The sequence below is a fragment of the Chryseobacterium sp. UF-290 genome (assembly GCF_058245615.1).
In genome coordinates this window covers 131,689-145,118 of record NZ_JBSICB010000012.1, presented here as the reverse complement: position 1 = coordinate 145,118, position 13,430 = coordinate 131,689, and the positions used below count along the sequence as shown (strand labels likewise).

6 protein-coding genes are annotated in these 13,430 nt (G+C 37.0%); 1 reads left to right on the top strand and 5 read right to left on the bottom strand.

Going from position 1 to position 13,430, the window contains the following annotated elements:
* Positions 1-254: 254 nt before the first annotated feature.
* Complete coding sequence (locus AC4IF5_RS14930; protein WP_490735831.1) at positions 255-452, top strand: hypothetical protein; 198 nt, start codon at positions 255-257, stop codon at positions 450-452.
* A 63-nt stretch (positions 453-515) separates the two neighbouring features.
* Here the strand turns inward: AC4IF5_RS14930 and AC4IF5_RS14925 are convergent, their stop codons facing one another.
* The 5 genes from AC4IF5_RS14925 to sov form a co-directional block, all read right to left on the bottom strand.
* Positions 516-848: a VanZ family protein gene (locus AC4IF5_RS14925; protein WP_490735829.1), complete on the bottom strand. Its 333-nt coding sequence runs from the start codon at positions 846-848 to the stop codon at positions 516-518.
* 25 nt (positions 849-873) lie between these two features.
* A complete protein-coding gene (gene gcvH / locus AC4IF5_RS14920) occupies positions 874-1,251 on the bottom strand; it encodes a glycine cleavage system protein GcvH (RefSeq protein WP_123275395.1) in 378 nt (125 codons plus the stop codon).
* A gap of 127 nt (positions 1,252-1,378) precedes the next feature.
* Entirely contained in the window at positions 1,379-5,020 is a 3,642-nt protein-coding gene (locus tag AC4IF5_RS14915) for a T9SS type A sorting domain-containing protein (RefSeq protein ID WP_490735827.1), read from the bottom strand.
* 7 nt (positions 5,021-5,027) lie between these two features.
* Positions 5,028-6,242, bottom strand: coding sequence for a hypothetical protein (locus tag AC4IF5_RS14910; protein WP_490735825.1), 1,215 nt, complete (start codon positions 6,240-6,242; stop codon positions 5,028-5,030).
* 130 nt (positions 6,243-6,372) lie between these two features.
* Positions 6,373-13,422 carry a T9SS outer membrane translocon Sov/SprA gene (gene sov, locus AC4IF5_RS14905; protein ID WP_490735835.1) on the bottom strand — a complete coding sequence of 2,350 codons (7,050 nt, stop codon included), beginning with the start codon at positions 13,420-13,422 and terminating at the stop codon, positions 6,373-6,375.
* Positions 13,423-13,430 lie beyond the last annotated feature (8 nt).

Sequence of the window (13,430 nt, the reverse complement as noted above, 5' to 3'; positions counted from 1 at the left end):
TTAGTATACAGGAGATTATAAATTTATTGATAGTTATCCACAATAACCAAACGGTGTATTTAAATGCTTTATAGGACGTTTTATCTTACTATAGTTAGGAGCTTAAGCAGTTTTTCTTTATATAATATATATACTACATTATAAACAGAACCTCATCGGTTATATGGATTCAGGTATGTTTATATTCAACCACAGATGGCACAGATTGACACAGATCATCATAGTGAGCGGGTTTTGGTAATTCGATGGGGTATGTGGAATTCAAGTATTCAGAATATCTCAATTATTACCACATCCATAGCCCCCATAGTAACGGTGAACCCGCAACAAGACCCGGAATCCCGAAGGACTTCAGCATTGAAGAGCTTTGGAGTGAGCAGGATGAGGGAATAAAGGGAAATAGCTCCAAAGAAAAAAACTTTGTGAAAAAAAGTAAAAATACATATGATTAAGAATAGAATTTCACGCTTCACCTGACCATGTCCGGAATGACAGGTAAGTTCTATTCTTCTGAATCAGAAAAAACGTTTGATCAATATCTTATAGGTATAGTAACCGATAAGACATCCGATAATATCAGCAACGACATCCAGGGTTTCCATGGATCTGCCCAATCCCATTTCTTCCTGCAGGATTTCTGTAAGAAAGGCATAGATAAGGATGATCTGAAAAAAATATGAGAATTTTATTTTAGGGAATGCAGCGATGAAGGAGAAACTTAATGCAGCAAATATACATACATGTGCAACTTTGTCTATACCGCTGATATCGATCATGAAATCATATTCAAGATTCTCTACTCCCGGTTTGAGAAGCATATAAGTAAGAAATGCCCAATAAATGGGCAATATCTTACTAAATATTTTTGAAATCTTATCCAATGATAGCCTGGTAATCTTCCGCAGAAAGCAATTCAGACTGATCTGCTCCATCAGCAACTTCCAATTTAATGATCCATCCGTTTCCATAAGGGTCTGTATTCAACAGTTCCGGCTGGTCTTCTAATTCTGAATTAAATTCAATAACCTTTCCTGAAATAGGTAAGAATAGATCCGAAACAGTTTTTACCGCCTCTACACTTCCGAAAACGTCTCCTCCATTAAGGTCATCATCTACAGTATCTACATCTACATATACGATGTCTCCAAGTTCTCCCTGAGCAAAGTCTGTAATACCGATTGTAGCCACATTACCTTCAATCTTGATCCATTCGTGATCTTTCGTGTACTTTAATTCTGATGGTGTGTTCATTTTTAAATTTTTATTTTCTACAAATGTATTCAAAATTCTAAAAGGTTCAAAGCATAAATAAGCAACTTGAGGAAATTTCGAATGAAAATAAAAAATCGCTGCAAAAGCAGCGATTTGGATCAAATAATTATTTTTTAATAATCTTATTTGGATAGTTCTTTCCGGATGAATCGATGAGGGTTACTATATAAATTCCGGCAGGATACTGAGATAAGTTAACCTGAACAGCATTCATGGATGATAGATCTTTTGTCATGATCTTTTTGCCATCTAATGAATAAACTTCCAATGTTTTGAAATTTTTTCCGTTAAAGTCAATATTCAGTATGTCTTTGGTAGGATTTGGATATAACTTAATACTCCTATCGATAACAAGCTCCTGCTTTGAGACATTATCATTAAGCACAATTTCTCCGTAATATGGTTCATTTCCTAACTTCCCACCCATTTGTTTAAGATATAGTGTTTCATTAGGTGTTTCCGTTAATTTGGGATTAAGCATATCATCAAAAGTAAGAGAACATGCGGGAATATCTGCAGGCAAAGGAGCTTGTGCTTTTGCCTGGAATTCTACTCCACTTGTAGCAGAAATACTAAATCCAGGTTTCATAATAACGGAATATTTCCCGTATATAGCTACACTTTTATATCCTGTCAACTGCTGTGTTTTATTATCCAAAATTACCGTTTTAGTATCATATGTTGTGGCATTGAAATCATACCCAAGATTAGGAGATCTATATAAGAATTTGTTTAAGCTCGTACCTGCTAAATTTTTAAATTCTTCTCTTCCATTGATCACAACACCATTGCTGAAATAATAATTATCCAGTTTTTTTGGACGGTGATAAGCTGCAGTATAAAATGTCTGATCATCATAAGTTATATATGGATGAGCTATATAATCTACTTCTCTTATACTAAACATCCTACGTTTTAAATTACTTCCATAGTAATCATCAGAGCTGATTATATAACGACTGTCAAATCCTACAACACCTTTCCATTTAAGTGGAAACACTTTATCCTTTATCCAATTTCCATTACCGTCTTTTTTAAAACTTGAATAGAAGTGATTTCCATATTCACTAGTCGCGGCAGATGTCCAGCCTACATTAGTTAACTTAATAATCTCATTATTTTTCATAATAAAATTAGACCCTGAACCATACACATATCTAAAGTCGGCAGGCATCGTACTATGAGAAGAACTTGCAGAATTATTAGATAAGTTTACCTCCATAAGTTCAAAAAATCCGATACCAGTATTATTTTTATAGACAACATTATATATATCATCCGATTTTTTAAATACAAATAAAGGATCATATAAACCATTTGTTCCAGGAGCAGATAAAAATTGATTTGACAATGATGCCTTCAAACTATAAGCAGGTGAATTTGAAGCAAGGTTATAAATATCAAGCTTATTTTGTCCTGACGGTCGTATAAAAACTTTATCCCCTACAATTTTTGTAAATACACCAGAGAATCCGTTTGATATTGGGTTGGCATCCATTGACCAGCCAGCATTCTGTTCATTGTAAAAACATGAATATATTTTATTAACCGAATTTGAATTGTGACTTACAGATAACATTAAATGTCCATTATCAAAATCATAATATTTTCCAATATGAAGATTTTGCTGTTCATAAAAAAGTGTTTTATAACTTTCAAACACCAGCTCATTATTTATGATTTTATAGGATTGAATTTCATACGTTTTATATAAAGTAAATGCTGCATTCCGCCTCCATACTTCAATAAGAATATGGACTCTATCATTGGTAACCCCTACAACATCTATTAAACAGTCGTGGATCTCACCAATCGTTCCAGGATTTTTTATCGTTATTTTTGCAGGTTTTATATATTTAATTTTATTACAATCAATGATTTTATATATTCCCCAAAGTTGCAAATTAGATAAATAATTATTGATATTAATAGAGTATATATCATAGATGTTTTCACTCATGGCAAATGTATTTTGGTTTGCCGACATGACTGATTTATAATAATTGAAGTTCACATCTATCTCTTGTGGATAATTACCCGATCCACCAAATTCTTTTAAATAGATTTTTTTGCCCCATGTATTGGCAGGATGAACTCTTTCTCCGTTTATATCAATAGGTTCTTCTTCCCAAATTGTAGGCTGGGGATTACCTCCACCCGGAGGATTGCCGGTAATTGGAGCACCAACCTGAATATTATAACCGGTGGGGCAATATGGTCCTATTGATTGTACATTTGTTCCACTTGGATTTAGCCACGGAGACATTGTATAATAGTTATTCGAAAATCTTGAGTAATAGGTAAACCATTTATTATTATAAATATCCGTATTATTACAATTAAAGTGATTGGGATCAGGACCTGTTGATAAAGATCCTATTAATCTATCGGAACTGTTAAATAATGGAGATCCAGAAGATCCCTTCTCCACAATACCATTTCTCCAGGAGTTTTGTATGAATGTTCCTAATGAATTTATTGGCCACGGAACACCATAATAGCCAAATAACCCAGATTGTATTATAGGCTGGTTACTCATCACCGGATATAATTCCTGAACCATAGATATTTTTTTCACATCACCTTTGGGATGGTGCACTGAATATGCATTAGTAGGATTTACCGAATATGCGTTAGGATTATTATCCCAGCCTGCATAGCAAACTTTATATTGAGACAATGCACTTGCTGTTGTATTCAATTTTATTAAGGCATAATCTAAAGAAGTGAAAGGACTTTGCGTCAAGAGGGTACTGCCAAAAACTGAATTATTGGATAATGCAGCCGGCGCATCTGAGCCATTACTTGTACAGTTTAATGCTTCATAGTTAAATAAAGTGATGAGTTCTGTACTCCAATTTATATTATTATTTGCCGCTTCATATCCTATACAATGTGCAGCCGTCAAAAAATAAGGTTCTCCATTCTGAGCAGTATTATTCATCAGGTTTCCTGAACAGCTTGCTGAATAAGTATGCGTATTGGTTCCCCACTGATATATCGGATATAGCATTAAACCAACAGATTTTATATTTCTTGATTTATTATCAACTGCAAATACACATGCTATATTCTTATGACAATTACCTGCTGTACCATAGGCTCCCCCATAAAAGTCATTAAAAGAATGAATAATTTTCTCGGTAATTAATAAGGGTTTATCGTTACTATCTATAGGATAAGAAAGTTCAATATAAAATGTATTTCCAGGTATTGGCTGTGTTCCAAATTCCAGTCCTTTACTTTGAGCACCCGGATTATTTTTGTCATTAAACTCCCCTAAGATAAACCCATTTTCTGCATACAAGAAAAGCTTGCTATCTTTCGGTAAAAGATATTTCTTGAAATAGATTTGCAGTGCTTTGGCATCTGAAGACTTAACCTTATATAAGTAATAATATCTTCCATCGTACTCAATTCTATTGCTCTCATCTGCAATATTAATTTCTCTATAAACAGCTTTACCGTAAATATTTTGATTTATGTAGACTTCATCTTCTAAACCAGCAACTTCGTCTATTATTTGCTGATTATTCAATCCATCTGTTTCAAAAGTTTTAATATTCTGTTTTAATTGCGACAAAGGAATAGTGTTACCCAAATAGTCTTTATATTCTTCTCTAGCTGTAATACGGCGTTCAGAAGATAATTTTTGATATAAAAAAGGGTATCCGTTATCTCCTACCTGGCTTTTGAAAAAACTAATCAAGAGCAAGAATATAAATAAAGTATATTTTAATTTTCTCATTGTGAAATCAGTTTTTGTTAGATTTTAATTCAAAGACTTCTTTCATCAGCTTATCATTATTCTCCTGAAGTTTCTTGAGCTGTTTGTTCTGTTCTATAGTATATAGAGTTAGCTCTTCTATTTTTTGCAATAGTTTAATCTGAAACTCCCCTACGTTCACACCTTCTTTTTCCATCTCTTTTGCAGAAGCTATTTCAGGAAGATGTTTCTTCTCCTTGATATGTTTTTCGACGGCTTCTAACTTTGGCAGGTCATAATTTTCATCAAATACAAAGTCGGCTGTAGGTGTCAAGGTTACTTTGATTTCCTTTGCTTCAAATTTTCCTTGTAGTGCCATATTTCCTGCATCAGAAATAACAAGCTTTGCCCCATATGCTCCTCCATCGGAATAATTCCAGAATTGTAAAGAATTTCCATAATTTCCGGTCATATTATAAAGCACCCATTTTCTAGCCATATCCGAAGCCGTTTTTGTAGGATTTTCCAGAATAATAGCACCTCCCTCATTTGAGCTTACCTGAGAAGTTAAATGGCCATTTACGTCAAATCTGTCTCTAGCCAAAGTAGCTATTTGCTTATTATCCCCTGTATTAGAAATTAGATTGAAATGGATCTGATTATCCAGCAACCTCATATAAGAACCTCCGGTACTGGCATTTATACGAGGAAAAACTTGGTTATTAACATTATTATAGTTTTTTACATTATTACCAATTCCTACCCCTGTATATGTTTCCTGCGGTTCTGAAGCCCAAAGTGTTAAATTGGCAGGACTGCTTCCTCCATCACCAGACGAATTCAATAGAATCATAGAACCAACATGACCACCAGATACGGTAAGCATTTCAGAAGGCGCACCAGTACCAATACCAAGGTTTCCCATAATGGATTGTTTGCCCGTAAAATTATTTGTACCTCTGGTCGCTAATTCATTCCAAGGGTTCCAAACACTTGCATCGCCATTTCTTGTTCTAAAAGATATATGCTCTCCTCCGTTGGGGCCATAATCTGCGTTTAATTGTGCATCATAATTATTACTAAATCCTCCGAAACTTAAGAGAGGACCATTCCATGGTGTTCCAGATGCTGCATAAGCGAAGGTATATCCTCCTTTAAAATTATCTGCTGATCCTGCAGCTGAAATAGAAACTGTTGGGGTAAGATTTTGCGCCATAAAAATCCCTGACGCTAGCGTGAAAAGGGATAGAATAATTTTATTCATCGTTATTAGTTTATTGATTTAACAGGTACAAAAATAACACTTAATTCTACAAACTGCTGATTATTAATAAAAATTAAAGCCTCTTCCTTTTCAGAAAGAGGCTTTACTATAAATAAATTCATCTTATTTTCTAGAATCCACCGCCGGAATCTCCGAACGTAAATGTTGCAGAAATACCTGCTCTGATCGTTGACAGCGGGAATGCTGTTGATATCTTATATTTGGAGGTCATCTGCTCGTAGAATACTCTAAGGTTCAGATTCTCGGAAACATTATAGTCTGCAGAAAGCTTGATGTTCATAAGCCTCTGTCCCCCCGTTACCTGGGAGTCATTCAACAGGATGTTCATAATGGAAGTTCTGCTGTCCCTTAATGAGATATCTCCCCTGATGTTAAGATCACTTCCTTTTCCTCTGGTTCCTCTTCCTCCTACATTAGCAGTTCCCAGTCTGAAGTTCCGGACAATATACCCAAGTCTCACTACATATTCTGTATTGGCATCTTCTGTCAGCGTCTGGTTGACCAATCCCAGTACCATCATTCTGGTCTTGTTGTACTGCAACCCGAACTGCATATTATTTCTCATGGTAACATCTACCCCGAAAAGCGGTGAGAAAGATTCTACATATCCTACCTGAGCAAAGGTGTAAGGGTTAATTTTATCTCCGGCATTTTTGAAAATATTTCCTGCATCATCCACTGTCTGATAATATCCTCCTGCATTACCATGATAATCTATATTGCTTTGAATTCCTGTTGCAGTATATGTAGCCGTATAGCTATGTAATATATCGAACTTCGTAAACTGACCACTGACTATTGGAATATTTTTAAGTCCTGAGTAAGTAATTCTCCAGTTTGGTAATGGGAATCCTGATTTTTTAGGATTACCCATTGGAGTTACAGACTTCCCTTCCATAGCTGCTCTGAATGCAGGGATCAATACATAAGCATTTCCAATGCTGTAATGTTGGGCAAATCCGTTGTTATCCAATACGGCATCCGGCCCGCCAAGTTGTTGTGAAAGCGCTCTCGCATTTTCTCTGATCGCCTGGTAAATTGCCTGACCATCTTTAAATGATGTACTCAGCAGCATTGCAGAATTGGAATATGTTACCATATCATTGGCAAATGTATAGTCTGTATCCGGAACTCCGTTATTGGTATAATTGAACCCGGTATGTGAGAAGTTACTGTTATAAGTATGCAATACATTCAGATCAATCCTGAAATCATTCATAGGCATCATCTGCAGGTCTGCCCTCAATTCTTTAGTAGACATCCTGATATAGGGATCCGTCATATATTCGGAATCACTTACCCAGCCGTTTTCCATCACTGTTCTTCTGATATCGGCCTGTGATCCTAACAGGAACCCCATTGTAGGACCACCCAATGTCTGCCCATAACCATACCAGTTCGGTGCAGAAATTAATCCAGGAAGCACCGTACCATTATTCTCATTATAACTAACGTTCAGCTGTTTGAAGGATGTCAGGAAGAATGCCAGACTCTGAGGAATAGAAAGCTTGTTTTTGAATTTGTATTTCTTATAAGCATACCTGTTCTTTTCCCACTGCTTTGTATAAACATTGTTCAGAGAGTCCATTTCCTGCTTACGCTTCTGAAGCTTAGCATTTATATTTTTAAAGTATTTAAACTGTCCGAAGAATTTAGGAAGGTCTGCCGATGCCGTAACCTGGATCACATTGGTATTTTGGCCTATAGATCCTAAACTCACCTGTCGGTCTGTATCCGGATCTACAAAACCAAGCATTGAAGTTGATCTCGCATTCCAGTTGTAGGTAAATCCATAACCAACCTCAGCATCAATGAAGTCCATATAAGGAAGATACTGGAATGGAAGTCTATAATTCAGCTGTGCTCTGTGATTATACAATACCGGCCTTCCTGATCTGAATACGTTTCCGAAGATCGACTTATTATCCATTAGGTTGGCATCCAGATTATCATTAAGCGTCCTGGTTGCTGAATTGATCTCCAGTTTTAATGATTTTGTGAAATTGAATCCTAATCCATACTGCCAGCCAAAATAGAAGTTTCTGTTTTTGATGGCATCAAAGTCTCCTCCTCCTACGTTTCCATTTAGAATAGCCTCCACATTTCTGAATTCAAGCTCATTGTAATTCCTGTCGATTTCAGTTCTGAAAGACAATCTTGTAGGAATAGGGTTTAAGTTGAATTCTTTCACCCATCTCAGATATTTCGTAGATTTTGCCGTATCGCTGATCATTTTATTGAAAGGCTTCAGTACCCAAGGCTTGAAAGTATAGTTGTAATCAATATACCCTCTCAGATATTGTCTGTAGTTTCTTTTAGTATAGATATCTCTGAAATAATCATCGTTATAAACGGCAGTTACCGAAACATTTTCAATATCATAGAATTTAGGCTTTTTATTAGGGTTTACTCTTTCTTTATGCATATTCACCACACCGATACTTCTCTGCTGGGTATAAGTTCTTGCCACTTTTTTCAGCTGCTCTTTATTTGGCGCTTTGCTGAATTCCACATCGGTATCCAGAGGATTATATTTTGGATCTTCAATCGTCTGTGAGTAAGAATAGTTCAGAGGAATCTTCACTCCCGTTTTTTCAGGAAGGAATTTATCTACGTTGATTGCGGTATTGATACTGAATGCAGACTGAGTAGACTGATTTCTTTCTGCCGGTTTCGAATCTATATTTCCGAAACCAACTGATGTATAAGCCGCGTTGGCATTAACGGTTGCCAAATCTCCCAAATTGAAATTTAAGCTTGCGTTTCCTGCATATCCTCCGTCATTTTCAATTTCAGAAAGACGGATCTCATTGATCCAAAAAACCCTGTCTATTCCACTTCCTCCTCTTTCTTCATTTCTTACCCCAATCATAATGGTCGAAATATTTCCTAAACTTGGCCGCCCTTTAATATAAATCCTCTTATTTTCCTCATTAAATCCTGAGTCTAATATTCTGTCTGTAATCTTAACTCCAGATTTATCTCTTCTTATCTTCGCATCTACAAAGTTTTGAACATCAAAATTCACCTCATTTTCCATTGGCCAAATCTCCATAGGAGTTGTTGCCGCAACAGATGTGATCTTCATAGAAGCTTCATATTCGTAATAGTTATCGGTAGCATCATTTCCAAAACGAATAAAGAATTTTGTTTTAGGGTCTACAAGGCCTATAACAGGCTGCTCTCTATCATCAGGATTATGGACATGAACAAAAAGCTTCAACTTCTTGTATCTTCTCATATCCAATGTAGTATTTTTAAATACCCCTCTGGCTTCTCCTTTAAGATTGTTTACTTTCATGTAAAGGGAAGCTTCATTCTGTCTTTGTGCCCCTGCATTTCCGCTTAACACCTGTCTGTCGATCCCCGGAGGCAATACATATGGAGGTTTGTTTAAGGCATTTTCTTCAATGTTTACACTTCCTACTTCAAATTCATTATCCGTAACCACACCTACTCCCTCATCTTCAGCTCCAACAGTGGCACTTGCAATTTTATTAGGATATTTTCTCCAGTCTGATCTTACAAGATCCATCGTTGCAAATCTTAAAGTAGAGGTCTGATCAAATCCTGTCAGCATTAATCTTGCAAACCTTACATTATTCAATACCGACTCTTCAGCTGTTCCCTCACTTTTATCAAATTTAGCAACAGGAATTCTAAACAGATACCATTTCACATCTGTCGATTGTCCGTTCTGGAAATTCGCTTTTACAGTTTTTACATCAACAATATTATTATCTGCTCCTAATGATAAACTAGACTGATCAAGTTTGATAACATACTGGTTGTAACTTTCTACCTGATCCAGGTTATAATCTTTGTTGATATCTTCTGCATCTGGGGTTTGTGAAGCAACATTCAGTGAATTCGCTTCTGAGTTGCCCTCCGGGTTTCTGAAATATTTATAACGTTCAACAAGAGATGCTGCCTGGCTGCCTGTAAATTTATCAGAAAGATAGAATACAAAATCATCCACTGCCGGGTCTGAAATATTGGTCACCGGGTTTACAAATGTATTCCCGAATCTCATAGATTCCTGATCAGAGCTCAAACCGTCATATCCTACATCCTGTCTCTTTCGGTCTTCTCCTTCAGTAGAGAACGCGTACAGAATAGGAGGCTGCTTTGGCTGTACCCCCCAGTTTGAAGTGGTAGTAGCTGATGGAGATCCCGGAGTTGGAAGACCGTTTTCATATTGCATTTTTCCATCTTTAAGGATATCTTCGGAAACGTTTCCTAAATGCAGTAATAGTTTGGGGTCATTTCCGAGTGTTTTACCATCTGCATAAGGGTCCATCAGCCAAAACTCTAAATATTCGATATTTGACGTTACAAAGTTCGGAACACTGATCGGTCTCATGATCCCCGCCCATCTGCTCTGTGCCTGTTCTGTTGCAGTGTTTACGTTATATGGTCCTCTTTCCTGAGGATAATAAGAGATATCAAAAGTATTCATAAAGGGCTGCTCTCCTGCTACTAAATCCCTGTTATTATAAATTTCTGAAGAATGTACTCTTCTCGATGCATGATTAGAAACTGACTGAGGAGTAATTCCCTCAGGTGCTCTTCCTGCTATTCCCCAGAATCTTGAGTCAATATTATACCATGACAGCAATCCTCTTCCATATCCGCTTGTGATAGCATCATTTTCAGGGACAGCGTTAAAAGGTGGAAGCTTATTCTTCTCAGGCTTTGAAGCCAAACTCCATGCTGCCGGCTCTTTTAAAGATATTTTAGACGTCGTCTGCTCGAAATCGTCTATATAAGACTGGTCATTTGTTCCTTTATTTAATCCCGGTAACAGGTATGCCGCTTCCATCTTAAAGTTTACGTTGGATGGCGCCTCCGTTTTTACCATCGGAAGTTTATTCGTAAGTCTTGTCAGGAAAGGAGCCTGATTATTATACATCATGTTGATCCCGGCCATAGTATTATTCACTGCTTCCTGTCCGAAGTTTACCTTCTGTGTCAGCGGAGACTCTGAATAATTGACTACCGTTGCTCCTAAGGTAAAGTTTTCATTAAACCTTCTTTCCAAATTTAATCCCAAGAACCTTTTTCTTTGGGTATTAAATGTCAATTGATTTTCTAATGAAATATTGATAGCCTGTCCGGACTGTTTTACATTTTCGTTGATGATGGTCACCGTTCCAAGCATATAGTCGACCGTATAGTCTACTCCTTCGGTAAGCTGTACACCATTTGCAGATACTTTCACTGATCCTTGTGGAACATTTACTGCTCCTAAAGAAATCCCTTGCCCCTGGACCCCTTTGTAACGACCTTCTATGGTGTACCATTGTGGTATAGATGATTGAGCCTGTGTTAGTTTTTGTTTATCATAAATATCATGAAGAACATATTTAGGATCATTGGTTCCCAATACACTTTGCATATAATCACCAAAAGGCTGTACTTTGGTAAAAATTACTCTACCGTTTTCCGGCCTGATCGTAATCCCATTGACAAAGTCAAAAATACCATCCCCTTTACTGCCATCTTTGTTATTCTGGATATCTCCGTTCATATTGAGACGGTCCCAGTTGAACAATTTTAGCAAATTCTGATCTTTTACTGGTGTATCCGGAAGATAATTTACTTTACCTCCTGTTTTTTGATCCCTGTAATATACATTCAGAATAAAGCCATCCTGCGACACCTGTCCGGCATCTATAGAATAGATATTTTTCATCATCAGGTCCCACATAGGAGATGATGTATTTACATTATTATTTACTCTCAGTACCTTAGTGATCAATACAGGGCTTTCTTCAGAGAATTCCCCTACTTTGTATACCTTGTTGCTCCCGTTTACTGTATAAGAATAGGAAACTGCAAGGAGCTGGTTATCATTAAGTTTTTGATTTAATGAAATATATCCTAACTGTGGCTGGAATGTAAATTCGTTAGCATTCAGCTTTCTGGCTTTGGTATTAAAAATAAATTCTTCCCCGTTGCTATATGGAGTTGCAGTTCCCGGAAAGGTCTGCCCCTGGAAAATTGTACCATAATTTTTACCGGGCTCCCTGTTTCCTGCTACCGATGATATTTCGTCATATAAATTATTCAGTGAGTTATCCGGTAAAATAGCTCCGCCTGCACCTTCTCCCAGGTCCCTGATCCCGATAATACTTTTCTGATAAGCCAGATTACTGTTCCCCTGATCCAGTACCCATACTTCCAACCTGGTAATATTGATCGTGGAATTGATCTGCGGGTAATTCAGCAAGGCGTTATCATATTTATTCAGGAAGTAATGCCCTAAAAAGTAGTGCTGATTATCTTCATAGTCAATGGCATTGACCTTAAAGTTGTTCATCACACCACCTCCCTGCACTACAATGTTTCGGGCCTCTCCCTGTTGCTGGGAAAGGACAACGGTACCAAAGGTTTTTCCCAACTGGAATTCTGTTTTAACTCCAAATAACGATTGTGAACCCCGGATCAAACTTGTTGAAAGGGGCATATTTACGTTACCGAATTCAACTCTTTTTATAATTTTATCTTCGCCTCCTTCGTTCGGTTTATCTACATTTCCAAGACCTTTGCTCTGAAGGTCTTTCCAGCTTCCTTTTGCCTGCCAGACAAGGTTCATCCTGTTTTCAAAGGCAAAACCACTTTGGGTATCATAATTCGCTTTTAACTGCAGGTTTTCCCCTACTTTTCCTAATAGCCCAAGCTGAATCCTCTGATCGATATCAAAGGTAAAACTGGTCCTGTTTTGCGGCAGGATCATTGGATTATCTATTTTCTGGTAAAGTCCTGCAAAATCGAGGGAAGCATATCCTGAAGGAATAATTTCAATCTTATTGCCTCCGAAAATGGTTTCGAACAGCTTATTATTGATCATCAGAGAAGGGATCAGCCCTTTCTTCCTTGCATCTGATCTGTCTTTTCTGAAAAGAAGGTTGTATTTATCAGATTTCTCCTTATAGTACGCTTTGGTCTGGGTAGCGAGCATATATTCTTTATACTCTTCCGGAGACATTGCGGTAGGAGGACCGGTGATGGTATTTCCGATTTTGGGGTATACGTAGTACATCCCGGTCTTTATATCGTAATAGGCTTCATACCTCGTAGGGTCGGCCACTTCATATTCTTTTCTTATGATCAATGTGTCATTTCCCGCCTGCTGTGCAAAGGCACTGACAGACATACACAAGA